Consider the following 24,343-nt stretch of genomic DNA (forward strand, 5'->3'; position numbering starts at 1 on the left):
GGTTGCCGCCGCGTCGTTCCTGATGCGCGGCCCATGGAGTGAGTGCCGTGAGTCGAATTCTTCTGACGGGTGCGACGGGGCTCATCGGCGGTGCCGTCCTGCACCGTGCCCTGGTGGCGAAGACGGATACGGAATGGGTCTGCCTGGTGCGGGCCTCGGACGAGGAGGCGGGGCGTCAGCGGATCGCGGCGCGTCTCGGCCGCTTCACCAGCGCCCTGAACGCCCAGCGTTTGGCGCAGCGCGTCGAGATCGTGGCGGGGGATTTCACCAAGGCCGACCAGAACGCCGATCCGCGCCTCGATTCGGTGACGCAGGTCCTGCATCTGGCCGCCGACACGTCGTGGTGGGCGCAGGAAAAGGTCCACCGGACCAACCATGACGGCACCCTGGCCTTGGCCCGCCGCGCGGCCGGGATGACGCGGCTCGACCGGTTCCTTCATGTGAGCACGGCGATGATCTGCGGCGGCAACCCGCCCGCGATGGTGGAGGAGGCGCGCTACCCCGACGCGGACGCCACGCATCTCGTGCCCTACAGCGCCTCGAAGGCCGCGGCCGAGGTGTCGCTGGCAGCCCGTTTCGCCGACCTGCCCGTGGTCGTGGCGCGCCCTTCCATCGTCCTCGGCCATTCGACGCTGGGCGCCCGGCCGGGAGCGAGCATCCTCTGGGTGATCCGCGCCTGCGACCGGCTGCGGCTTGTCGCCGGCGACCGCGACGGGACCGTCGACATCGTCCCCATCGACTGGGTGGCCGACACCCTGGTGGAGATGCTGGCGAGACCTGGCCTCGCCCACCGGACCTACCACCTCTCCGCCGGCACGGTGAGCCGCACCCGCTGGAGCGACCTCGGCCGCACCCTCGACCGCGTCGATCCCGCCCATGGCCCGCGCCATTACGACGAGTTCTCCGCTCGCGACCGGGCGACCCTGCACGCGCGCTTTTGCGAGGTCTTCGGCCTGGACGAGGCCATCAAGGTGGCGATGTTCCGGGCGCTGCAGGCCTATTACCGGTTCTGCGAGCTCGACGTGACCTTCGACAATGCGCGCCTCCTGGCGGAAGGCTTTCCCCCTCCCCCCGCGCTCTCGCAGTATATCGGCCGCTGCATCGAGACCTCCGGCGAGATCATCGACCAGTTCCGGGAGGATTTCGGGCAGTTCGCGGTCGGGTCTGCGCCGCGGCGCGACGCGGCCCGCCCGGCACCCCCGCTTCCCGAGACGATGCCGGCGCGGGAGAGCAACACGCGACCGCGTTCCCAAAGTCGCTGATCGATGTCCTCGTGACGCGTCCGTGAGGGTCGGCCCGGCCCGGCGCGCACCGGGCCGGGATGCCTCGCGGCGGACATGCACGGTGAAAGACGGTGTTCCGAAGGCCTGGAAGGTGCCATGACCGGCGGTGACGCGGAACGTCTCCGGCGCAGAGGGAGCACCCAGCCAATGACAATGATCGAGTTCATCCAGGATGGTGTTCTGAAAAAAACCTCAAGCAGTTACTTCCGCGGCGAGAACCCGAGCTTCTATCCGACCGACGCATCACTGCAGCGCGACGACGTTGTGGCCGAGTATCTCGTGAAAGGCCTGATGCCCGAGCGGCCGTTCATCGACAAATCGGCGCCGATCGTCGCCTTCGGCTCCTGCTTTGCTTCGCACGTGGCGGATTATCTCCATGAGGCCGGCTACAACGTCACGAACAAGAAGCGCAGCAAGGCCTATGTGACCCATATGGGGGATGGGATGGTGCATACCCATGCGATCCGCCAGCAATTCGAATGGGCTTGGCTCGACCGCGTGCCGAGGCAGGCGCTCTGGCACGGCTACAAGGCGGAAGATTTCGGCTACGACGAGTCCGCCCGGCTCGAGACGAAGCAATTGTTCGACGAGGCCGATGTCTTCATCATCACCTTTGGCTTGAGCGAGATCTGGTACGACGACGTCACCAAGGAGGTCTTCTGGCGGGCACCGCCGCGGGAGGTCTTCGATCGCGAAAGGCACAAGTTTCGTGTCAGCGAGTTTGGAGAAAGTCTCGACAATATTCGAGTCATCCACGCGCTCATTCGTCGGTTCAGGCCTTCGGCGACGATCATCTTCACCCTGTCGCCGGTGGCGTTGACGGCGACGTTCCGTCCTCTCGCCTGCGAAGCCGCGAACTCCGTCTCCAAAGCGATCCTGCGCGCCGCGATCGACCAGTATTATCGCGAGACGAAGCCGGAGGACGACAAGCTGTTCTATTTTCCGAGCTACGAAATCGTCACGAGCAATTTTCTCAGACCGTTTCGGTCGGATCGGCGTCACGTCTGCCTGCAGGTGATCGATCTCAACATGAAGATCTTCGAGAACTACTTCTGCCTGAACGACTTCCCGCAGGATTTCGTCGGTGAGGCGTTCCGCGCGGCATTGCGCGACGACAAGGTCATCGCCGGCAGTGATCGGACCTGGGACGAGATCGATCAGGGCCGGATCGACGACATCATCGAGCGGCGCCGAGCGCTGAGGATCGAGCTGAGGGCTGCGGAAGCCGAGCAGCGACGGGCCGAACGGATTCAGGAACGTCAGGCCGCCCGGCGCAAATCTCCATGACCACCGCATGGCGAGCCGGGGCGGGTCGGGTCGACGTTTCGTCTCCCCCGGGGTGATCGCTCGAACACGCTCCCCCCCGTTTCTCGTGTCGGCCTCGATCTCCCACGCCCGCCTCCGCGGCCTCAGGGCTTTCACTTCCCACGACGCGCAAGCTCCCTGGCGTTCGCTCCCTTCTTCCTTTGACGTAGCCAATGGGTTGGTCGGCCATTACCCTGCGCGAAGGGCGTCCGGCTCGGGCGCGGATCCAGGGTCACGACCATGCGGAATCGATCGAAGCTCGGCCTTGCGGCTCTGACGGTGGTGCTTCTTGGCGGAGCGGCGTTCCTCCGCTTCGTCGTCTACCCTGAGAAGGCCAGTCTCGAAGCCTCGGCTGGGATAGGACCCAACCCCACCCTCCCCGCGCCGAACCCGACGCTGATGCCCACCGTCAATATCGCCCGCGTCGCCCGCTGGGAGAACGGCGCCAAGCCGAAGGCGGCGGCGGGGCTACAGGTCGCGGCCTATGCGGACGGGTTGGAGCATCCGCGCTGGATGTACCTCCTGCCCAACGGCGACGTGCTCGTGGCGGAGGCGAACAAGCCCAAGACCGACGACCCCTCCACCGGCATCGCCGATTGGGTGGCCGACAAGGTGAAGAGCATGGCCGGCGCCGGGGTGCCGAGCCCGGACCGGATCGTGCTCCTGCGCGACACGAACGGCGACGGGATCGCCGACGAGCGCCACGTCTTCCTCACCGGTCTGCACTCGCCCTTCGGCATGGCCCTGGTGGGCGGCGACCTCTACGTCGCCAATGCCGACGCCCTGGTGAAGGTGCCCTATGCGCAGGGCCAAACCGAGATCGCGGCCAAGCCCGAGACGGTGGTCGCACTGCCGTCCGGCATCAACCACCATTGGACGAAGAACGTCATCGCCAGCCCGGACGGCACGAGGCTCTTCGTCACCGTGGGCTCGAACAGCAACGTGGGCGAGAACGGTCTCGACAAGGAGACGGGCCGCGCCGCGATCTGGGAATACACCATCGCGACGAAGCGGATGCGCGAATTCGCCACCGGCCTGCGCAACCCCAACGGCCTCGCCTTCGAGCCCGCCGGCGGTGCCCTCTGGACCGCGGTCAACGAGCGCGACGAGATCGGCAGCGACCTCGTCCCCGACTACGTCACCTCGGTGAAGGAGGGCGGCTTCTATGGCTGGCCCTACAGCTACTGGGGCAAGCACGTGGACGAGCGGGTCCAGCCGCAGAAGCCCGACCTCGTCGCCAAGGCCATCGCGCCGGACTACGCGGTGGGCACCCACACCGCGTCCCTGGGCATCGCCTTCTCCAACGGCTCGTCCCTGCCGGAGGCGTGGACGAGCGGCCTCTTCGTGGCCCAGCACGGCTCGTGGAACCGCCGCCCGAAGAGCGGCTACAAGGTGATCTACGTTCCCTTCAAGGACGGCAAGCCCGCGGGGCAGCCGGTGGACGCGCTCACCGGCTTCCTCGACACCGACGAGAAGGCGCAGGGACGGCCCGTCGGCGTGATCCTGGACAAGACCGGAGCGCTGCTGGTGTCGGACGATGTGGGGAAGGTGATCTGGCGGGTAAGCGGTTCGGCTGGGACACAATAGTCGAACTCTGGTTTTCCCGTGTCGACTGGTCCGGTCTACGGCAGAAACGGAAGCCGTTCATCTCATGACCACGACTTCTCGATCTGGATGTCCCGCAATACGATCGATCTCCCATCGCAGATCTCGCGACGTTCTTCCGGGCGGTCGACCGTATGAACTTGCGCGGGTGGGTAAAAGTTGGAAGAGGTTTGAAGGGGTATGGTTGCGGTGCCGAACTGAGTTTCCCCGGTCCGATGTGCCTCTGCCGGTAAAAACATGATCAAGCCCAAAGACAAGGCCCTGGACCGATCCGCCCGGGAAACCCTCAGGCTGTGTCGCGACGATGTCGAGCAGGGGCGCTGGAACGATGTCGTCGCTCGAACGCACGACCCCGCACTGATCCTGTCCCTGCCGCAACTCCTCATCTACCGCTTGAATGGTGCCCTCGCCACCGGACAGGACCACGTTATCGATGATGTCGCTCGCCACGTCTCATCGCTGACGGGCAGAGAGGCCATTGCGTATGCCGTCATACGCGATCTGGTCGCGAACCGGAGAAGCGGTCTGGCGGGACGGATACTGCTCGATAATGACTTCCTGCACGCCGATCATCGACTTCTGGACGCGGCCGACAGCATCATCAGAAACACGTTGGACGAGGATCTGCAGGTTGCTTTGGGCGACCTGATGAAGACAGTCAGTCGTGGCGGATCGGAGATGAAGCCGATGCCCACGGAGTTCCTGTTCGCTCCCCAGCCTCCAATCGATCAGCCGGGAAGCGTCAAGGTTCAAAGATCGTCCGCGACCTCCCCTCATCATGTCATCGCCTTACGGCGGGAGGCCAGGTCATTCCAAAAGGTGATCGTCGATCAGGTCCAGCCGGAGGTTCTGGAACTCCGCGATGTGTTCACGAGCGCAATCGGTCAGGTCTGGACCGAGGACGGCCGGATTCTCAGGCAGCGGAAATCCCCGATCCCGTGCGTCGAACGATCCGCCGTCCCCCAGATCGGCATCGCCATGTCGTCCAATCGGCCCTCGGCCGGAATCTATCACTGGCTGGTCGATCACCTTCCCCGCCTGGCCTTCCTCGGCGACAGCGGGCTGATCGCGGACGACACGTTCAAGGTTCTGTTGAACGGCAGTAACCCCGGTTTCGAGCAGACCTCGCTCGATATGATCGGCCTGGGTGATACGGCCCATCGCGTCGACCGGCCGGTCTTCGTCGAACGCCTTCTCGTTCCCATCGTGCGTTTCGAGGGGATGGCCGGTTGCCGGCATCTCGACAGCGTCTTCGCGGTGATGGCCGATCGGGCGACCGAGATGGCGCGCGCTCACGGCGTCACGCTTCCGGAGCGGGTCTACATCACCCGACGGGACGCGAAGCGTCGCCCGCTCACCAACGAGGTCGAGGTCGAGCGGGAGATGCAGGCCCACGGATTCGCGATCGCGGAATTCTCTACCCTCCCGCTCTGGCATCAGATCGCCATCGCCCACCAAGCGTCAGTCATCGCCTCGCCGCACGGTGCGGGCCTCGCCCACCTCATCTTCTCTCGCCCGAAAACACGGGTCATCGAGATTCTTCCCATCAAGGACGGGGCCTACAATCTACGCTTCAACTATGCGCGCCTCTGCCTCGCCAAAGGTCACGATTACGTCGCCTGGATGGAGCCCCAACCGGTCAAGGTCGATGGCTGGACGGTGGACCTGCCCGCCTTCGGACCGTTTCTGGCCCGCACGATGCGGGGGGCGTGACGGCGGCCTGCCGGCAGGGCGAGGCCCAGCAGGGCAGTGGCGAGACTGCGGCGCATGATCGTCCTCGGTAGGATGCGAGGGTACATGCGCCGGAGGGGGCGCGCTTCAAGCGATGCGTTCTGCTTAACGTGCGTTTCAGTCCCGCATGGCGGAGCGGACATAACCCCGCGAAATCAGGCGGCTCGTCGCGCGCGCCCGGCGCTCGGCCTGCATCAGGTCGGACAGGGCATCGGTGATGGCGCATCGCAGCGCGATCTCCGCATTCCCCGCCGTGCTGGTGAGATAGGCCTGGGCGATCTCCTCCACCGGGCAGTGAAGGTCCGGCGCCGCCTCACCCTCGTTCCTGATCCTGGTCAGCGTCTTCGGCATGGCCCGTCTCCGACTCGCGTTGAGAACGAAGACAGAACACGCCAGGAGGATTAACGGATCCTTAACGGGGTCGCGAGAAGGCTGTGGACATCCGTGCGACCGCGCGGCGGGTGTCCGCCGAATGCGCCGAAGACGACCAACGGTCGGGATCGGCGCCGCTCGGAATCAGCTGTGGATCACCTTGCCGTAGGCGTCGAGCACGCTCTCGTGCATCATCTCGCTCAGGGTCGGGTGCGGGAAGACCGTGTGCATCAGGTCTTCCTCGGTGGTCTCGAGGTTCATGGCGACGACGTAGCCCTGAATCAGCTCGGTGACTTCCGCCCCCACCATGTGGGCGCCCAGCAGCTGGCCGGTCTTGGCGTCGAACACCGTCTTCACCAGGCCGTCCGGCTCGCCCAGCGCGATGGCCTTGCCGTTGCCGGCGAAGGGGAAGCGGCCGACCTTGACGGAGAAACCCTGCTCCTTGGCCTTGGCCTCGGTGAGGCCGACGCTGGCGATCTGCGGCTGGCAATAGGTGCAGCCGGGGATCTTGGCCTTGTCCATGGCGTGGGTGTGCAGGCCCTTGATCGTCTCCACGCAGAGCACGCCCTCGTGCTCGGCCTTGTGGGCCAGCATCGGCGGTCCGGCGACGTCGCCGATGGCATAGATGCCCGGCACGTTGGTCCGCCCCAGGCCGTCGGTGACGACGATGCCGCGCTCGATGCCGATGCCGAGCGTCTCGAGACCGAGATTCTCGATGTTGCCGACGACGCCCACCGCCGAGATCAGCTTCTCCGCCGTCAGCTGCTGGCTCTTGCCGTCCGTGGTCTCGATGGTGGCGGTGACGGAATCGGCCGCCTTCTCCACCTTCGTCACCTTGGCGCCGGTGAGGATCTTGATGCCCTGCTTCTCGAAGCGCTTGCGGGCGAGGCCGGCGATCTCGGCATCCTCCACCGGCAGGATCTGCGGCAGCAGCTCGATCACCGTCACCTCCGCCCCCATGGTGCGGTAGAACGAGGCGAATTCGATGCCGATGGCGCCCGAGCCCATCACGAGCAGGCTCTTCGGCATCGTCTCCGGCACCATGGCCTCGTAATAGGTCCAGATCTGTTGTCTGTCCGGCTCGATGCCGGGGATCGCGCGGGGACGGGCGCCGGTCGCGACGATGATGTGCTTGGCCGAGTAGGAGCCGGCGGCGAGCGCCCCCTTCGGCGCGGGGGCGCGGCTCGTCTCCTTAACGGTGACCTTGCCGGGCTCGTTGCCCTTGGCGGCGGCCTCGATGGTGGCCTCGCCCCAGATCACGTCGACCTTGTTCTTCTTCAGCAGCATGCCGACGCCGCCGTTGAGCCGGGCCGAGACCCCGCGCGAGCGCTTGACGATGGCGGCCGTGTCGAACCCGACCTTCTCGGCCGACAGGCCGTAATCCGAGGCGTGCTGCATGTAATGGTAGATCTCGGCCGAGCGCAGCAGCGCCTTCGTCGGGATGCAGCCCCAGTTCAGGCAGATACCGCCGAGATGCTCGCGGTCCACCACCGCGGTCTTGAAGCCGAGCTGCGCCGCCCGGATGGCCGCCACGTAGCCCCCGGGGCCGGCGCCGATGATGAGGACGTCGTAGGTGTTGGACATGGCGCGCTCCTACTGCCCTCCCCCTTGTGGGGAGGGGCCGGGGGTGGGGGTGGTTCCGCCGGACTGGCGGGCGACTGACGGGGCAGTGACGAGGGCGGCGAAAATCGTGTCGAGGACGCTGTCGATCCGCTGCATCACATCGGCATTGGTGAATCTGAGGACCTGGAAACCTTGATGTTCGAGAGCGAGCGTGCGGATTTCATCGTAAGCGGCGGTGTGATCGTGGCTATGCTGCCCGCCATCGACCTCGACGATCAACCGCGCCGACAGGCAGCAGAAATCGGCGACGTAAGGACCCAGGGCGACTTGACGCCGAAAGTGCGAGCCTTCGATCGGCAAGCGATGCCTCAGGTGCCGCCACAGTCGCCTCTCGGCATCTGTCGATGTCCGGCGCAGGATCGTCGCATGGATTGCGGCGCGCGGAGATGCCGAGTGCCGAGGCGGTTCTTTCCATGGCATCGGCTGTCGCCTCCCGTGAACCCCACCAAGCTCGCGCACCTCCCTCCCCCTTGTGGGGAGGGATCGAGGGTGGGGGTGGTTCCGCCTGCCGCAGCGGAGGGTCACCCAGCCACCCCCACCTCCAACTCCTCCCCACAAGGGGGAGGAGGGCCGGTTCAGCCTTCCACAACGATCACACCAGCATCCCCATCGGATGCTCGATCAGGCTCTTGAAGGCCGAGATCAGTTCGGCGCCGAGCGCCCCGTCGAGGACGCGGTGGTCGCAGGAGAGGGTGGCGGTCATCACCTGGACCACCGCCGGGGCGCCGTCCTTCACCACCACGCGCTTCTCCCCGGCACCCACCGCCAGGATCGAGGATTGCGGCGGGTTGATCACCGCCGTGAAGTGCTTGATGCCGAACATGCCGAGGTTCGACACCGAGGTGACGCCGCCCTGGTACTCTTCCGGCTTCAGCTTCTTGGCCCGGGCCCGGCCGGCGAAATCCTTCATCTCGTTGGAGATGGTGGACAGCGTCTTCTGGTCGGCCTTGCGGATCACGGGCGTGAACAACCCGCCGTCGATGGCGACGGCCACGCCGACCTCGGCATTGTTGAAGCGCAGGATCCGGTCCTCGGCCCAGACCGCGTTGGCGGCGGGAACCCGCATCAGGGCGAGGCCCATGGCCTTGATGACGAAGTCGTTCACCGAGAGCTTGAACAGCGGCTTGCCGTCCTTGGTGGTGCCGGCGCTCTTGTTGAGCTGCTCGCGCAGGGCCATCAGCGCGTCGAGCTCGCAATCGACGGTGAGGTAGAAGTGGGGGGCCACCTGCATCGCCTCGGTGAGGCGCTTGGCGATGGTCTTGCGCATGCCGTCGAGGGGAACCTCCTCGAACGTGCCCTTCTGGTAGAAGCCGCGCACCTGATCGGTGGTGAGCCCCTGGGCGGCGGCCTTCGGTGCGGGTGCTGCGGGAGCCGGAGCGGCCGCCGGCGCCGCGGCGGGGGCCGCCGTCTTCGGAGCGCCGGCCTTGGCCGAGCCGCCGGCGATGGCCGCGCGCACGTCGCGCTCGATCACGCGGCCATGCGGACCGGAGCCAGAGACGGCGGAGAGGTCGATGCCTTCGAGCTTGGCGATGCGGCGCGCCAGGGGCGAGGCGACGATGCGGCCGCCCTGCCCGGCCTGCGGCGCGGCGGCACCATCCGGCTTGGCTCCGTCCGGCGCCGCGTCGACGCGCGCGTAGGATTTATGGCCGTCGCCGGGGGTGGTGTTCAGCGCCGGCGTGTCGCTCTTCGGAGCGTCGGTCTTGGGAGCGTCGGTCTTGGGAGCGTCGGCTTTCGGGGCCTCCGCCTTCGCGCCGCCATCGCCCGCGGCCCCGACGGTCTTCGGGTCCTCGCCCTCGGAGGCGATGATGGCGATGAGATCGTTCACCGGAACGTCGGCAGTGCCCTCGGCCACGATGATCCTGGCCAGGATGCCCTCGTCGATGGCCTCGACCTCCATCGTCGCCTTGTCGGTCTCGATCTCGGCGAGGACATCGCCGGATTTGACCGCGTCGCCCTCCTTCTTCAGCCATTTGGCGAGGTTGCCCTTCTCCATCGTCGGCGACAGGGCGGGCATCAGGACGTTGATGGGCATCGTTGTGAATCCTGATCGTCAGCGAAGGGGCGTGGGCGGGGCGGTCAGTTCAGGGTGCCGCCGGGCGGCATGTCCGGGTCGAAGCTCTCGGAGTCGAGGCCGGCGCGGATGCGCTCGAACGCCTCCTCCTCCGACATCTCGGTCTCCAGCGCGTAGACCCGCGCGGCCTGGCGGGCGAGATCGATGAGAAGGCGGCCCCAGGTATAGGGATCGTCGAAGGAGCGGCGCAGGGCCACGCTCACCGCGCCGTCCACGACGCTGGCGCGCACGACCTCGATGCCGCCATTGTTGAGGGCGTCGGGGGGAGCGGAGAGTTCCTGGAACTTGTCGGTCATGGTGCTGCTCTACTCTCCTCCCCCTTGTGGGGAGGAGTTGGAGGTGGGGGTGGTCGGTTGACCCTCGACGCGCGGAGGCTGGCGGAGCCACCCCCACCCTCGATCCCTCCCCACAAGGGGAAGGGAAGTGGGCGGCGCCGGCTCACCGATAGCAGACGGCCTTCACCGCCTGGATCACCTCGGCGACGTTGGGCAAGGCGAGCTTCTCGAGATTGGCGGCGTAGGGCATCGGCACGTCCTTGCCGGTGACCCGCAGGACGGGGGCGTCGAGGAAGTCGAAGGCGTCGGCCATCAGGCGGGCGATGATCTCGGCGCCGATGCCCGATTGCGGGAAGCCCTCCTCCACCGTGACGCAGCGGCCGGTCTTCTTCACCGATTCCACGATCGTGTCGGTATCCATCGGACGCAGCGTGCGCAGGTCGATGACCTCGGCCTCGATCCCCTCCTCGGCCAGCGCCTGCGCCGCCTTCAGCGCGTAGGTCATGCCGATGGAGAAGGAGACGATGGTCACGTCCTTGCCGGTGCGGTGGATGCGCGCCTTGCCGATGGGGAGCACGAAATCGTCGAGCTTCGGCACCGGGAAGGTCTGGCCGTAGAGGATCTCGTTCTCGAGGAAGATCACCGGGTTCGGGTCGCGGATCGCGGCCTTCAGCAGTCCCTTGGCGTCGGAGGCCGTATAGGGGGCGATGACCTTGAGGCCGGGGACGTTGGAGTACCAGGCGGAGTAATCGTGGCTGTGCTGGGCGCCGACGCGGGCGGCGGCACCGTTGGGGCCGCGGAACACGATGGGACAGCCGAGTTGTCCGCCGGACATGTAGAGGGTCTTGGCCGCTGAGTTGATGATGTGGTCGATCGCCTGCATGGCGAAGTTGAAGGTCATGAATTCGACGATGGGGCGCAGGCCGGTGAAGGCGGCGCCGGCCGCGATGCCGGCGAAGCCGTGCTCGGTGATCGGCGTATCGACCACGCGGCGAGCGCCGAACTCCTGCAGCAGGCCCTGGGTCACCTTGTAGGCGCCCTGGTACTCGGCGACTTCCTCGCCCATCACGAAGACGGAATCCTCGCGGCGCATCTCCTCGGCCATGGCGTCGCGGAGCGACTCGCGCACGGTCATAGTCACCATCTCGGTGCCGGCCGGGAACTCTTCCATCACCGGCGCGGGCGCCTTGTTGGTGATGACGGCCGGAGCCGCCGGAGCGTTCGCCTTGTCGTCGCCCGACTTCGCCGTGGCGGCCGGCGCCGAGGCCTGGCCCTCGGCCTGCATCGTCGGCGTGGGGGCAGATTGCGCCGGGGCCGAAGCGTCCGGCTTCGAACCTCCGCCCGCCGCCGCCGCGGCCACGTCCTCGCCCTCACCGGCGATGATGGCGATCGGCGTGTTGACCTTCACGCCCTCGGTGCCCTCCTCGATGAGGATCTTGGCGAGGATGCCCTCGTCGATGGCCTCGACCTCCATCGTCGCCTTGTCGGTCTCGATCTCGGCGAGGACATCGCCGGATTTGACCGCGTCGCCCTCCTTCTTGAGCCACTTGGCGAGCTTGCCTTCCTCCATCGTCGGAGACAGCGCGGGCATGAGGATGTCGGTCGCCATGAGGTTTCTGATCCGTAGGTTGGCGGGCGGCCTTCTGGAGAGGAAGCGGCGGCTTCCCGGTCCCTCGCTGCGGCTCTCCCCGTGCCGCCATGGCACGGGAGATGTCCCGGTGGAGGGGAGCGTCGCGAGGTCGGCTTTAAGCGCGGGCTTCCAGCAGGATGTCGGTCCAGAGTTCGGACGGATCCGGCTCGGCATCGTGCGTGGCGAACTCGGCCGCGTCGTTGACGGTCTCGCGGACCTTGGCGTCGGTGGCCTTGAGGTCGGCTTCCGGAACCCCGTGCATCTCGATCAGGCGCTTGCGCACCATCTCGATCGGGTCGTGCTCGTCGCGCATCTTGGAGACTTCGTCCTTGGTCCGGTATTTCGCCGGATCGGACATCGAGTGGCCGCGATAGCGGTAGGTCTGCATCTCGAGGATGTAGGGGCCCTGGCCGGAGCGGGCATGCTCCACCGCGCGGCTCGCCGCCTCGCGGACGGTGCGGACGTCCATGCCGTCCACCTGCTCGCCGGGGATGCCGAAGGAGATGCCGCGCTTCGAGAAGTCGGTCTGCGCCGAGGCGCGGGCCACCGACGTGCCCATGGCGTAGCGGTTGTTCTCGATCACGTAGACCACGGGCAGCTTCCACAGCTGGGCCATGTTGAAGCTCTCGTAGACCTGGCCCTGGTTGGCCGCGCCGTCGCCCATATAGGTCAGGCTGACGTTGCCGTTCTTCTTGTAGGCGTCGGCGAAGGCCAGGCCGGTCCCGAGGGAAACCTGCGCGCCGACGATGCCGTGGCCGCCGAAGAACTGCTTCTCCTTGGAGAACATGTGCATCGAGCCGCCCTTGCCGCGGGAATATCCGCCGCGCCGGCCGGTCAGCTCGGCCATCACGCCCTTCGGGTCCATGCCGCAGGCGAGCATGTGGCCGTGGTCGCGGTATCCGGTGATGGTCTGGTCACCCTCGACCGAGGCCATCTGCATGCCGATGACGACCGCTTCCTGGCCGATATAGAGATGGCAGAATCCGCCGATCAGGCCCATGCCGTAGAGCTGGCCCGCCTTCTCCTCGAAACGCCGGATCAGCAGCATCTCGTGATAGGCATGGAGGTCTTCCTCCCGTGTGAACTGGGGCGTGTTCGGTGCGGGAGCATGCGTCGGGGCGTCACCGCCCCCCGTCCCCAACTGAGCCGAACCCTTGGCCGAATCGGCTTTCGCCTGACCCGCTTCGTTGGCGGCATCCATCGGCTTTCCTCCCGTGAACGGCTATTCTGAACCGTTTCTAGGACAGGGTTTTCAGGAAAGCGAGGCCGTCCCGTCGACAGATCGATCGAGTTGTCAGGTAGAATGCTGCGGGAAAAACGCGATCGGGGCACGATCAGGGATTGATGATGACGACATCGTTCGCGTGGACGCGGCCGAGGACGATGCGGGCGCGTTCCTCCAACAGATCCCGGTCGATCTGCTCGCTGCGCAGAAGCGCCACCCGGTGCTCCCAGATCGCCCGGTCGGCCTTGGCGGCCGTGAGCTCCTGCTTCAGGCCGTAGGCCTGGATCTTGAGCGCGCGCTTGGCCTCCAGGCCGCGATTGCCGCTCTCGGCCTGATGCACGAAATAGCCGACCACGAGCGCGGACACGGCGTAAAGGCCGAGCGGCATGAGAACGGAACGGACGCGACGACGGACCACCATGTCCGGACCATCGCGCTACAGGGTTAAGGATGTGTTGCCGATGCCGCTCACTTTCTCCATTCCCGCCCGATGATGCGTTTCGACCTCGTCGACCTCGGTCTGTTCCGCCACGTGGCCGAGGCGGGGTCCATCACGCACGGGGCGGCCCGGGCCAATCTCGCCCTCGCCGCCGCGTCGAGCCGGATCCGGGCGATGGAGGTCTCCCTCGGGGCGGCCCTCCTCAGCCGGAGCCGCCAGGGCGTCGTCCTGACGCCGGCCGGGCGTGCTCTCCTCGCCCATGCCCGTAGCATGCTGGAGAGCGTCGACCGGATGCAGGGGGATCTGGCCGCCTATGCCGGCGGCGCGATCGGCCAGATCAAGGTGCTGTCGAACACCCACGCGCTCACCGAATTCCTGCCGGAAGCCCTGAGCGCCTACCTCGCCCTCCATACCGGCGTCAGCGTCGATATCGTCGAGCGGACCTCGGACGAGATCGTCGGTCTCGTGGCGGAAGGGGGCGCCGATCTCGGCATCGTCTCCGGCACGGTGGATACGGGCACCCTGGAGACCCACCCGTTCCGCCAGGACAGGTTCGTGGCGGTGCTGCCCTCCGGCCATCCCCTGGGAGCGCGGGAGAGCGTACCCTTCGCCGAGGTCCTGGATTACGATCTCGTCGGCCTCGACAGGGCGAGCGCCATCACCCGCTTCCTCGCCGACAAGGCCATGCGCACCGGGCGGCCGTTCATGCGGCTGCGTGTCCAGCTGCGCGGCTTCGATGCCGTGTGCCGACTGGTGGAATGCGGCGTCGGGCTCGGGATCGTCCCCGAGACGACCGCCCGGCGCGCCGCGCGCTCCATGGGCCTCGACATCGTCCCGCTCCTCGATCCTTGGGCGGCGCGCGACCTCACCATCTGTCTGCGCTCCCTCGACGCGCTGCCGGTTTTCGCACGGGAGTTCGTCGCCCATCTGCGCGAGGGCGCGAGCCGGCCCGGTTTAGGGCTCCCCTCCGGCGCCCGCCTTGGCTAAACACGGGCTCGGGGCACCGGATGGTCCGTGTCCGTCACACCGGTGAAGCAAGGGTTGCCCGGCACCATGCAGGATTCCTCGCGATCCATGCCCGACGCCCCGCTGGTCGATCCGGACGTCCATGTGGAGAGCTTCCGGCAGGCGCGCGAGGCGCGCCGCCTCGAACTCGTGGAAGACTATGTCGAGCTGATCGCCGACCTCATCGGCGATGGCGGCGAGGCGCGGCAGGTGGATATCGCCGCCCGCCTGGGCGTCGCCCAGCCCACCGTCGCCAAGATGCTGAAGCGTCTGGCCGAGGACGGCCTGGTTCAGCAGCGCCCCTATCGCGGCGTCTTCCTCACCGAAAGCGGTCGCATGCTCGCGGTCCAGAGCCGCGAGCGCCATCGCATCGTCGAGCACTTCCTCTGCGCTCTCGGCGTCAGCGCCGAGACCGCGCGGCGCGATGCGGAGGGGATCGAGCATCACGTCAGCGCCGAGACCCTCGAGGCGTTTCGCGACTTCACCGAGCGCAAGGGCTGACGCCCTCCCTCCCGTCGCATCGTCGCCGGGCCATTGGAGTCATGAGGCTTTCGGAATCATGGAGCTCAAATGGCTTGAGGATTTCGTCAGCCTCGCGCGGACGGGGAGCTTTTCCCGCTCCGCCGAGGAGCGCCACGTCACCCAATCGGCCTTCAGCCGCCGCATCCGCGCCCTCGAAACCTGGCTCGGCGTCGCTCTCATCGACCGCAGCACCTATCCGACGACCCTGACGGGGGCGGGCCGTGAGTTCCGCGAGACCGCCGAGGAGGCCGTCCGGATGCTCCATGCCAGCCGGTCCAGCCTGCAGGCGAGCGCCCGGCCGAACACCCGGACCGTGGCGGTGGCCGCCCTCCACACCCTGGCCCTGACCTTCTTTCCGAGCTGGTTCCGGCGCATCGAAGAGCGGACCGGCCCCTTGGACAGCCGGCTGCTTCCCGACGATTTCCACACCTGCATCCAGGCGGTCGCGGAAGGCGGCTACGATTTCCTGCTCACGTTCCACCATCCGAGCGTGCCGATTCTCCTCGATCCCGAACACTACCCGCATCGCGTGGTGGGCGCCGACAGCCTCGTTCCCGTTTGCGGTGCCGGACTGGCGACCGAGGCGGCCGCCCTACCCCTGCTCGGCTATCCGCAGACCTCGTTCCTCGGCCGCGTGGCGCTTCATGCCCAGGCAGGCGGTGCGCCTGCGACCATCGCTCATACCAACGAGAACGCCATGGCGGAGGCGCTGAAGTTCATGGCCCTCGAAGGCCATGGGCTGGCGTGGCTGCCGCGCAGCCTCGTCGCCCGCGAACTGGCGGCCGGCGAGCTTGTCGCGACGGGTGACGAGACCCCGCTCGAGATCCGCCTCTATCGCAATGCCGGCCATCGCCGTGCCGCCGTCTCCGCGCTCTGGCAGGCCGCGACGGAGATCGGCGCGCAAACTATGCAAGATCGGAATAGCCCGGTCTGACACGGCATTGGACCCACGGAGGCTGGCGCCGCAACGTCGCGGCCAGAGCGCTCTCCGCCGCAGTGGATGCCGGTTCGGCGAAAGAGAGCGCAGCACAGCAGAGGCCTGGAACCGTGCCCGCCCCGACGTGGTCGGACGCGGTTCCGGAAGGGAGATGGCGATGCTCGGTGTTCTAGGCGGGATGGGTCCGATGGCGACCGTGGATTTCATGGGCAAGGTCGTCCGTAACACCCCGGCCTCCCGCGATCAGGACCATATCCAGATGATCGTCTGCTCGGCCGTCGGGATCCCCGACCGGACCGCCGCGATCCTGGGAGACGGAGCCGACCCCTTCCCCGCCATGCGCGAGACCCTTCGACGGCTGGAAGCGGCGGGCGCCAGCTGCATCGCCATCCCCTGCAACACGGCGCATCATTGGCACGCCGCCCTGCAGGCCGAAACGTCGGTGCGCATCCTGCACATCGTCGATGCGGTGGCCGATGCGCTCGGCGCCGAGAGCCGGGGGCGCATCGGCGTGTTGGCGACCGACGGCACCCTCCAGTCAGGGATCTACCGGGACGGTCTCGCCCGGCACGGGTTCGCGTCGCGAATGCCCGACCCCGCCGGCCAGAGGGAGGTCATGCGGGCGATCCGGCTGGTGAAGGCCGGGCAGCTCGCCGACGCGTCTCTTCTCCTGCAGGGGCAGGCCGAGGCCCTGGTCGCGGCGGGATGCCAGAAGGTGGTGATGGCCTGCACGGAGATTCCGGTGGCCCTGTCCCCCGTCCAGGGGGAGCTCCGGTCCCGGCTGGTGGACGCGACCGAGGCCCTGGCCCGCGCCTGCGTCGCGGCGTTCATCCGGCCGGCGGACGGCCGAGCGTTGCCGCTCGCGGCCTGACGCCATCCGGCCCGAACGGCGCTCGCGCGTCATCGCCCGTCCGCAGGAGCCGGGATCCCGGCTGGGAACGAGGCTCTAAGAGTGCCTCACAAAACTCCCGGTCACGGTCGGTTCCCACACCAAGCACCACAGCGCAGCGGGAGTTTTGTGAGAGACCCTCCGCAGGTTCGCATGGGCAAGCCAAGGCGTCACCTCGCTCAGGTCTTTGAAGCGCCGCAGGTTTTCAGGCGCAAAACCGGCGGCCACTTTTGCTAAACCTGCTTAGGGCTTTCGCGCCGAGACATGTCGCGGCGAACGGCTCGACGGGAGCGACGAGGGACGGGCGAGTCCGCCGACGTCGCCCCATCCGCCCAATCCGGTTCCCTTCTCAAGGAGCCGGGATGCCTGGATGACGCCATCCGCGACGGAGAGGTGGCCGGTGGCGACGCCGCGTATCATCTCGGGGGCATATTGCCGGGCCGCGATCCCGAAGAGGGACATGCCTTTGATGCCAGGCGCCAGCAGCGTGCCGAGGGCGCCCTCCGGTGGGCCGCCGGCAAGGCGCATGACGCCTCCGCCAGCATCGAGGACGGCCGCCGCCGCCTCGATCTCGCCCACCGCCAGGAGCTTGCCGGCGCGGGTGATGCGCACCTCGTAGCCGTATCCCTCCTGGTCCCGATGCAGGCGGGTCAGGCCGAGCTGGAGCGATTCGCAGATCATCTGGACGTGGTCGCGCGCGTAGTCGTCGCTCGTCATGACGGTCGAGAAAACGTCCGGGCCCGTCTGCGTGCTGGCGACGATGTGCTTGAGAAACTCGAGCTTGGTCGATTTCTGCCTGACGGCGAGACCGCGTCTCAATCGGTCACCTCCCGCATCGCGTCCGAACGCCGCGGACCCTAACTCCGTGAGGGTTTCCGTTCCGTTGCGGAACTCGAGCGTCCTGGAGCGATCCCATGGTCCGGGGAAAGCCTGCGGTCAGGGGAAAGCTTGCGGCGGCGTCAATCCGCCGGCGGCCGCGCCGCGCCGCATTCGCGCGCCGTGCCCTGATCCACGAGCAGTTCCGCCGGCCGCGGATGGCTGAGAAAGCCGGTGGGGCTCGCCGTCAGCCCATAGGCGCCCGATTGCAGGACGGCCACGAGGTCGCCCGCCGCGAGGTCCGGCAGCGGAGTCGCGCGGGCGAGCATGTCGAGGGGCGTGCAGAGCGGGCCGACCACGGCGCAGGGCGAGCGCGGGCCGCCCCTATCCACAACGCTCGTCACGGGATAATCGCGCTTGACCACCTGCCCAAGATTGCCGGACGCGGCGAGATGGTGGTGCATCCCTCCGTCGGTGATGACGAAGCGGCTGCCCCGCGAGACCTTCACCGCCCTCACCCGCGCCACGTAGAGGCCCGCCGGGCCGGCGAGGAACCGTCCGGGTTCGAGCACGATCCGCGCCTCCCTGAGGCGGGGATCGGATTCCACACGGGCGACGAGCGCCGGCAGCCCGTCGCGGATGGCGCCGAGGTCGAGGGGCGTATCGGTGGAGAAATAGGGGATGCCGAGGCCGCCGCCGAGGTCGATCGTCTCGAGCGGCCGGGCGATCCGGTCGGCGACCCGCTCCGCCAGGGACAGGCCGTAGGCCCATTGCGAGAGGAGGGTCGTGGCGACGAGCCCTTGCGTCCCGGCAAAGAGGTGGATGCCGGAGAGATGCAGGCGCGGTTCGGCCTCCACCGCATCGACGACGGCATCGAGCTCCTCCTCGTCGAAGCCGAAGGGCGAGGGCTTGCCGCCCATCCGCATGGCGCCGCCCTGCGCGTCGGGTCCCGGATTGATCCGGATCGCCACCCGCTGGACCACACCGTGGCGCTCCGCGGCCGCGGCGACGCGGACCATCTCCTCGTGATTCTCCAGATGGATCTCGCCGATCCCGCCGGCGACGGTGGCCTCGATGTCGACGTCACTCTTGCCGGGCCCGGCGAACAGGATGCGGCGGGGATCGACACCGGCCGCCCAGGAGGCGGCGAATTCCGCAGCCGATGCGATCTCCGCCCCCGCCCCCTCGTCGCGGAAAACGCGGATGATTGCGGGGGCCGGGTTGGCCTTCACCGAATAATCCACCACCGCGAAGCCGGCGACTGCCCGCGCGAGGTCGCGATAGGCACGGCGGAAGAGGTCGGTATCGTAGACGAAGAACGGCGTGCCGTAGGTCTCGGCGAGGCTGCGAAGATCGAGGCCGCCCACATGGAGCACGCCGCCGCGTCGCGAAAAACTCGCGGCCACGAGACGGTCCGCGAGGCTGTCGCCGATCGTGTCAGACATAGCTCGTCCGTTCCGCCACGAGGCGCTTGTAATCGACCTTGCCGTTGGGCGTCGTGGGCAGGGCCGGGACGGTCTCGACGGCGCGCGGAACCATGTGCGGGGGCAACGTCCGCCGCACGGCTTGCAGGACCTCCTGCGGCGCGGGGCCGCTCCCGGCCGGCACGGCGACGGCGTGGATGCGCTGCCCGAGGCCGGCATCGGCCAGACCGATGACCGCCACCGCCCGGAACGCGCCGGTCTCCATCAGCGCCTCCTCCACCTCGGTGGGGCTCACGCGGAAGCCGGCGCTCTTGATCATCGCATCCTCGCGGCCGAGGAAGCGGAAATAGCCGTCCTCGTCCTCCACCACGAGGTCGCCGGAGCGGCAGACCAGGGTGCCGTCCAGCGGGAAACGCGGGTCCGGCACCAGGATTCGGGCCGTATCCTCCGGCCGGTTCCAGTAGCCGAGGGACACGGTGGGACCGCGATGGTGGAGGATGCCGGGCTCGCCGGGCCGGGTCCGCCGCCCGTCGGCGTCCACGGCGAAGATCTCGGTCTCGGGGATGGCGCGGCCCATGGAGCCAGGCCGCGCGTCGATCTCGCCCGGAGGCAGGAAGGTGGAGCGGAAGGCCTCGGTGAGGCCGTACATCAGGACGATGTCGGTGTGCGGCAGCGCCCGGCGCAGGCGCGCCACGGTCTCCTGCGGCACCGCGCCGCCCGAATTGGTGAGGATGCGCAGGCTCGCGAGATCCGCCTTGCCGAGCCTCGGCGCCGCGCGGGTCAGCAGGGTCCAGAGGGTCGGGACGCCGGCCAGAACCGTGATCCGATGATGTTCGACGGCCCGCACCACCTCGTCGCCGAAGCGGAACTCGAGGAGGACGAGACAGGCACCCTGCTCGATGGCGGTAAGGAGCTGGTTCAGGCCGTAATCGAACGAGAACGGCAGGACCGAGAGGATGCGGTCCTCCGGCCCGATCGCCAGATAGCTGCGCACGATCCGCGTGCCGGCCAGGAGATTGGCGTGGCTCAGCATCACGCCCTTCGGCAGCCCGGTGGAGCCGGACGTGTAGAGGATCGCCGCGAGGCCGGGCGGCGGAGCGGTGACGGCGTCGGGGGCGAGGCGGACGATCTGAGGGGATCGGAGCGGGTCCGACGCGGCGAGGTCGAGGGCGGCGAGCAGGGTGCCGTCGGTGACGAGGAACCGCGCCCCGCAATCGGCCAGGATATGCCGGACCTGGCGCGGGCGCAGGCTCGGATGGACCGGCACGAAGACCGCCCCGACCCGGCTGACGGCGAAGATCGCCACGCATTCGGCGATGGATTTCGGAAGCAGGATCGCGATCCGGTCGCCGGGTTCGGCGCCGTCCTCGCGCAGCCTTCGAGCCAGCCGCTCGACCTCGGCCCGCATCCCGGCATAGCTCAGCCGTTCGTCGCCGGAGACCAGGGCGATCCGCTCGGACGCGCAGGCCGGACCGTCGAGGAGATCGTGCAGCAGGGCGGGCGCCGGCATGGTGCTAAGCGGGTTCGGCAAAAGTGGTCACCGGTTTTGCGTCCTCGAACCTGCTCAGGGCTGCGCCCGGACCCGCTTGGCCTCGACGAAGGCGGCCAAGGCGTCGACGCTCTCGAAATGCGCGAGCGCGAACGCGTCCTCCTCGATCTCGAAGCCGAACCGGTCGCCGAGCTCCATCATCAGGTCGAGCACGCCGATGGAATCGAGGGCATCGCTGGTGACGAGGGAGGTCGATCCGGTCACCGCACCCGGCGCGAGGCCGGGATTGCGGCCGGCGATGAAGGCGAGGATCGCCTCGCGCGCGGCGGCATGTGTCTCGACCACGTTCCGGTCCCCCATCGGCCGCCCCGTCGGCCGTCGCCGCCCATAGCGATGTCGGCCGGGCAAGTCCATGAGCCGCTCCCCGGCGCGACCTTCGGGGGGTAAGCAACCGGGGCAATAACGGCGTCGCCGATCGGCCGGACCGACCGGATACGCCCAATGAGCGATTGCCAGGGGTCGGGGCGAAATCTAGGCTCTACGCGTAAAGACCAAGGATAAAGCCGATTCTCGTGTCGTGAATACATGAGAATTTCTCCTGCATTCGAGCGGGGCTGCCATGATGCATGATACGATACGGCGATCGACGGCCGAGTTTTTCGGAACGTTCTGGCTCACCTTCGGGGGTTGCGGCGCGGCCATCGTCTCCGCTTCGTATCCCGCCCTCGGCATCGGCTTCCTCGGGGTTGCCCTCGCCTTCGGGCTCACGGTGCTGACGATGGCCTACGCGGTGGGGCATATCTCGGGCGGCCATTTCAACCCGGCCGTCACCCTCGGCCTGTGGTCCGCCGGGCGCTGCGCCGACCATCACGTGGTCCCCTACATCGTGGCGCAGGTCGTCGGAGCGGTGTTCGGCGCGGGCGTGCTCTACCTCATCGCCTCCGGCAAGGCCGGATGGGTGCCCGGCGGTTTCGCCTCGAACGGCTACGGCGACCTCAGCCCCGGCAAGTACGGATTGCTCTCCTGCTTCCTCGTGGAAGCCCTCGCGACCTTCTTCTTCCTGTTCATCATCATCGGAACGACGTCGAAGGGTGCGGCCACGGGGTTTGCCGGCATTCCCATCGGCTTCGCCCTGGTCCTGATCCACCTGATCTCGATTCCGATCACCAACACCTCCGTCAACCCGGCCCGCAGCAGCGGCCCGGCCCTGTTCGCGGGCGCGGAGGCCATGGGGCAGCTCTGGCTGTTCTGGCTGGCGCCGATCCTCGGTGCCGTCATGGCGGGCGCCATGGCGCGCTGGCTCTACGAGCCGGACACGCTCATCGAGACCACGATCGTCGAGAAGCGGTCGGCGGCTTAGGTGGCGACGGGCCGGCCGCCGGGTTGCCGGGGCCGACATTTTCCTCTTCCCACTCATCCACCTCATCCTGAGGCGCCGCGAAGCGGACTCGAAGGAGGCCTCCAGAATCCACGGTGCGAACGGGAAGCCTCCGCCCGCCGTGCCACCTCAGAGGCCGATCAAGCTGCGCACTCCCCTTCAACTCTGCCAGACCCGCGGCATCGGCGTGCCCCGGTAGGCCACGAGGAGGCGGGCGGCCGTCGCCCGCAGGGCATCGGGGGCGGCGCTCAGGAATCGGGCAACGAGGTGCCCGTTCCAGGCACTGGCGGCGACGTCGACCCCCGGTGATGCGAGGGTGTCCACATGGCTGCGGAATTCCTCCAGCCGCGCCTCGGCATCGGGCGAGACGTCGAGGAGGGTCGCCATGGCCCGGGCGCCGCCGCCGAGGGCGGTCCGCTCCAGCAGGGCGGTGATTGGACCGTCGAAGGCGAGGGATTCGGCATAGGCCAGACGCCCGCCCCGGCGAATGCGCCACGCATCCCGGAACAGGCCGGAATCCAGGCGCTCGTGGCGGGCGGTGCGCCCGAAGACCACTGCCTCGAAAGCGAGCAGGCGCGCATCCGGGGCGAGATCGGCCTGGAACCGCCGCTCCAGCCGCGCCCGGTCGAACAGGATGGTTTCCTGCGGCAGCCAGTCGAGGCGTGCCCCCTCGGCGAGCACCGCCCTGGTGCCCACATGGCTCGATGGGCCGTCGGATTTGTAGATCTTTTCGGCGGCGGTGGTGGTGAGGACGAGGTGGGCGCCCGCGCCGACCTCCGCCTCGACCCGGAACCCGTCGCCGCAGGCAATGCCGCCCGCCGTGTTGAGGAGGACCGCCTCGCAGGCCCCCGCGGCATGGCGCGGAAGCCGCAGGCGCAGCGGCCCGGCCTCGGACAGGTCGGCCACATGCGTGCCGATTCCGTGGCGGACGACGCGCACGCTGACGCGCCCGTCGGAGCGCTGCCGCGCCGGCGCCGCGTAGGGGGACGGGACGCCGATACCCGATTGGTCCTGGGCCACGCGCGTGCGGGCTCGGCCCGTCGCCGCCTCAGGCCGGCCCGGTGGCGACGGGCCGCGCCGGGTCGACGCCCCATTCGGACCAGGAGCCGTCATAGAGCGCGCGGGGCGGATGACCGAGGGTCTCGAGGGCCAGGGCGACGATGGCCGCCGTCACGCCCGAGCCGCAGGTGGTAACCACGGGCCTCTCCGGATCGACGCCGGCATCGGCGAAGACCTTGCGCAGGGCATCCGCGTCCTTCAGCCGGCCGTCCGTCTGGAGCGCGGAGTAATGGACGTTGCGGGCGCCGGGCATGTGGCCCGGCCGCACGCCGGGGCGCGGCTCGGCCTCCTCGCCGCGGAAACGCGGGGCCGAGCGGGCATCGACCACCTGGGCCGAGCCGGTCTCCAGGGCGCGGGCCACGTCGTCGGCATCGGCCACGGCCCCGTGGTCGAGGCGCGCGGAGAAATGGCGCCGGTCGCGGCGGGGGCCGTCGCCATCCTCGGTGGGACCGCCGGCGGCGAGCCAGGCTGGAAAGCCGCCCTCCAGGATCTGCACGTCGCGCACGCCGAAGGTGCGCAGCATCCACCAGACCCGAGGCGCGGAGAACAGGCCCATCCCGTCATAGACGACGATGTGCATGCCGTCGCCGATCCCGAGCTCGCGCATGCGCGAGGCGAAGACCTCCGGCCGCGGCAGCATGTGCGGCAGGGGCGAGGTCTCGTCGCTCATGGCGTCGATGTCGAAGCGGATCGCGCCGGGGATATGGGCGGCCTCGTATTCGGCTGCGGCATCGCGCCCCTGGGCGGGCAGGTACCACGACGCATCGAGCACGATGATGCCCGGCGCGCCGAGACGCTCCTTGAGCCAGTCGGTCGTGACGAAATGCGAAGGCGCCATGTCTGTTCTGTCCGATGAGGGAGGTCGACGCCACTCAACCACATCCGCCCCCGGCTTGCCCAGTCGCCAGCTCGCCGGTCGGCACCTTGCACACGCGTCACCTTGCACACGCGCCGCGTTGAGGCGAAAGCTCCCCTCAATGACCAGCCATCCCCACAGACCTTACCCGGAGGCGGCCCGATCGTGACTCCGCGCGAGACGTTCCACATCGAGATCCTCGGCTCCGACGACGAAGGCGAGGACCGCGTGCGCCAGCGCCTGTCGATCCGCGCGAGCGGGGCGGAGAGCGCCACGGAGCGCGCGCTCCTCCTGTTCGCGCGGGCACGGGCGCCGCAGCGCTCAGGGGGGCCGGCCGAGGCGGTGCGCGTGATCGACGGGGCCGGGACGGAGGTGTTCCACCGGACCCGCTTCGACGAGACCGCCTGAC

The 24,343-nt window shown here is 68.3% G+C and carries 24 protein-coding genes; 10 read left to right on the forward strand and 14 right to left on the reverse strand.

Annotated elements, in window-relative coordinates; genetic code table 11:
- The first annotated feature begins 47 nt into the window (after nt 1–47).
- The 4 genes from K368_RS25210 (at nt 48) to K368_RS0120605 (ending at nt 5,906) form a co-directional block, all read left to right on the forward strand.
- Nucleotides 48–1,262 carry an SDR family oxidoreductase gene (locus K368_RS25210; protein WP_245259634.1) on the forward strand — a complete coding sequence of 405 codons (1,215 nt, stop codon included), beginning with the start codon at nt 48–50 and terminating at the stop codon, nt 1,260–1,262.
- Nucleotides 1,263–1,430: 168 nt separating this feature from the next.
- Entirely contained in the window at nt 1,431–2,570 is a 1,140-nt protein-coding gene (locus tag K368_RS25215) for a GSCFA domain-containing protein (RefSeq protein ID WP_036266557.1), read from the forward strand.
- 258 nt (nt 2,571–2,828) lie between these two features.
- Nucleotides 2,829–4,175 carry a sorbosone dehydrogenase family protein gene (locus K368_RS0120600; protein ID WP_027173989.1) on the forward strand — a complete coding sequence of 449 codons (1,347 nt, stop codon included), beginning with the start codon at nt 2,829–2,831 and terminating at the stop codon, nt 4,173–4,175.
- Between the two features lie 255 nt (nt 4,176–4,430).
- Nucleotides 4,431–5,906, forward strand: coding sequence for a glycosyltransferase family 61 protein (locus tag K368_RS0120605; RefSeq protein ID WP_027173990.1), 1,476 nt, complete (start codon nt 4,431–4,433; stop codon nt 5,904–5,906).
- Between the two features lie 135 nt (nt 5,907–6,041).
- Here the strand turns inward: K368_RS0120605 and K368_RS0120610 are convergent, their stop codons facing one another.
- The 8 genes from K368_RS0120610 to K368_RS0120645 form a co-directional block, all read right to left on the reverse strand.
- Complete coding sequence (locus K368_RS0120610; RefSeq protein ID WP_027173991.1) at nt 6,042–6,275, reverse strand: hypothetical protein; 234 nt, start codon at nt 6,273–6,275, stop codon at nt 6,042–6,044.
- A gap of 165 nt (nt 6,276–6,440) precedes the next feature.
- On the reverse strand, nt 6,441–7,880 hold the full coding sequence (gene lpdA, locus K368_RS0120615; protein ID WP_027173992.1) for a dihydrolipoyl dehydrogenase: 1,440 nt from the start codon (nt 7,878–7,880) through the stop codon (nt 6,441–6,443).
- A gap of 9 nt (nt 7,881–7,889) precedes the next feature.
- Entirely contained in the window at nt 7,890–8,339 is a 450-nt protein-coding gene (locus K368_RS0120620; protein WP_081739629.1) for a DUF559 domain-containing protein, read from the reverse strand.
- A 172-nt stretch (nt 8,340–8,511) separates the two neighbouring features.
- Nucleotides 8,512–9,951: a pyruvate dehydrogenase complex dihydrolipoamide acetyltransferase gene (locus tag K368_RS0120625; RefSeq protein WP_027173994.1), complete on the reverse strand. Its 1,440-nt coding sequence runs from the start codon at nt 9,949–9,951 to the stop codon at nt 8,512–8,514.
- Between the two features lie 44 nt (nt 9,952–9,995).
- Entirely contained in the window at nt 9,996–10,286 is a 291-nt protein-coding gene (locus tag K368_RS0120630; RefSeq protein WP_027173995.1) for a DUF5076 domain-containing protein, read from the reverse strand.
- Between the two features lie 142 nt (nt 10,287–10,428).
- Nucleotides 10,429–11,874, reverse strand: a complete 1,446-nt coding sequence (locus tag K368_RS0120635; RefSeq protein ID WP_027173996.1) for a pyruvate dehydrogenase complex E1 component subunit beta — start codon at nt 11,872–11,874, stop codon at nt 10,429–10,431.
- Between the two features lie 136 nt (nt 11,875–12,010).
- The gene (pdhA, locus tag K368_RS0120640) at nt 12,011–13,096 is read right to left on the reverse strand and encodes a pyruvate dehydrogenase (acetyl-transferring) E1 component subunit alpha (protein ID WP_027173997.1); all 1,086 of its coding nucleotides are present in this window, start codon (nt 13,094–13,096) and stop codon (nt 12,011–12,013) included.
- Between the two features lie 133 nt (nt 13,097–13,229).
- Nucleotides 13,230–13,541: a septum formation initiator family protein gene (locus K368_RS0120645; RefSeq protein ID WP_027173998.1), complete on the reverse strand. Its 312-nt coding sequence runs from the start codon at nt 13,539–13,541 to the stop codon at nt 13,230–13,232.
- A gap of 69 nt (nt 13,542–13,610) precedes the next feature.
- Here K368_RS0120645 and K368_RS0120650 point away from each other — a divergent pair, with 69 nt between their 5' ends.
- The 4 genes from K368_RS0120650 (at nt 13,611) to K368_RS0120665 (ending at nt 16,894) form a co-directional block, all read left to right on the forward strand.
- Nucleotides 13,611–14,546 carry a LysR substrate-binding domain-containing protein gene (locus K368_RS0120650; RefSeq protein WP_197031046.1) on the forward strand — a complete coding sequence of 312 codons (936 nt, stop codon included), beginning with the start codon at nt 13,611–13,613 and terminating at the stop codon, nt 14,544–14,546.
- Nucleotides 14,547–14,612: 66 nt separating this feature from the next.
- Nucleotides 14,613–15,065, forward strand: coding sequence for a manganese-binding transcriptional regulator MntR (gene mntR, locus K368_RS0120655; protein WP_026175811.1), 453 nt, complete (start codon nt 14,613–14,615; stop codon nt 15,063–15,065).
- A 58-nt stretch (nt 15,066–15,123) separates the two neighbouring features.
- The gene (locus K368_RS0120660; protein WP_027174000.1) at nt 15,124–16,020 is read left to right on the forward strand and encodes a LysR substrate-binding domain-containing protein; all 897 of its coding nucleotides are present in this window, start codon (nt 15,124–15,126) and stop codon (nt 16,018–16,020) included.
- A gap of 160 nt (nt 16,021–16,180) precedes the next feature.
- Nucleotides 16,181–16,894, forward strand: a complete 714-nt coding sequence (locus K368_RS0120665) for an amino acid racemase (protein ID WP_027174001.1) — start codon at nt 16,181–16,183, stop codon at nt 16,892–16,894.
- Nucleotides 16,895–17,155: 261 nt separating this feature from the next.
- Here the strand turns inward: K368_RS0120665 and K368_RS0120670 are convergent, their stop codons facing one another.
- The 4 genes from K368_RS0120670 to K368_RS0120685 form a co-directional block, all read right to left on the reverse strand.
- A complete protein-coding gene (locus tag K368_RS0120670) occupies nt 17,156–17,731 on the reverse strand; it encodes a hypothetical protein (RefSeq protein WP_027174002.1) in 576 nt (191 codons plus the stop codon).
- A 140-nt stretch (nt 17,732–17,871) separates the two neighbouring features.
- Nucleotides 17,872–19,173, reverse strand: a complete 1,302-nt coding sequence (locus K368_RS0120675; RefSeq protein ID WP_027174003.1) for a type III PLP-dependent enzyme — start codon at nt 19,171–19,173, stop codon at nt 17,872–17,874.
- Nucleotides 19,166–20,662 carry an AMP-binding protein gene (locus tag K368_RS0120680; protein ID WP_027174004.1) on the reverse strand — a complete coding sequence of 499 codons (1,497 nt, stop codon included), beginning with the start codon at nt 20,660–20,662 and terminating at the stop codon, nt 19,166–19,168. The genes K368_RS0120675 and K368_RS0120680 overlap by 8 nt, the downstream gene beginning before the upstream one ends.
- A 54-nt stretch (nt 20,663–20,716) precedes the next feature.
- Nucleotides 20,717–20,986, reverse strand: a complete 270-nt coding sequence (locus K368_RS0120685; protein ID WP_027174005.1) for an acyl carrier protein — start codon at nt 20,984–20,986, stop codon at nt 20,717–20,719.
- 274 nt (nt 20,987–21,260) lie between these two features.
- On the opposite strand from K368_RS0120685, the gene aqpZ reads away from it, so the two are divergent.
- Nucleotides 21,261–22,001, forward strand: a complete 741-nt coding sequence (gene aqpZ, locus K368_RS0120690; RefSeq protein WP_027174006.1) for an aquaporin Z — start codon at nt 21,261–21,263, stop codon at nt 21,999–22,001.
- Between the two features lie 177 nt (nt 22,002–22,178).
- Here the strand turns inward: aqpZ and K368_RS0120695 are convergent, their stop codons facing one another.
- A complete protein-coding gene (locus K368_RS0120695) occupies nt 22,179–23,039 on the reverse strand; it encodes an urease accessory protein UreD (protein WP_027174007.1) in 861 nt (286 codons plus the stop codon).
- A 28-nt stretch (nt 23,040–23,067) separates the two neighbouring features.
- Entirely contained in the window at nt 23,068–23,916 is an 849-nt protein-coding gene (sseA, locus tag K368_RS0120700; protein WP_027174008.1) for a 3-mercaptopyruvate sulfurtransferase, read from the reverse strand.
- A 183-nt stretch (nt 23,917–24,099) separates the two neighbouring features.
- On the opposite strand from sseA, the gene K368_RS0120705 reads away from it, so the two are divergent.
- Nucleotides 24,100–24,342 carry a hypothetical protein gene (locus K368_RS0120705; protein ID WP_027174009.1) on the forward strand — a complete coding sequence of 81 codons (243 nt, stop codon included), beginning with the start codon at nt 24,100–24,102 and terminating at the stop codon, nt 24,340–24,342.
- The last annotated feature ends 1 nt before the right edge of the window (nt 24,343 follow it).

Origin of the sequence: Methylobacterium sp. 10 (assembly GCF_000519085.1) — a bacterium.
Taxonomy (GTDB): Bacteria; Pseudomonadota; Alphaproteobacteria; order Rhizobiales; family Beijerinckiaceae; genus Methylobacterium.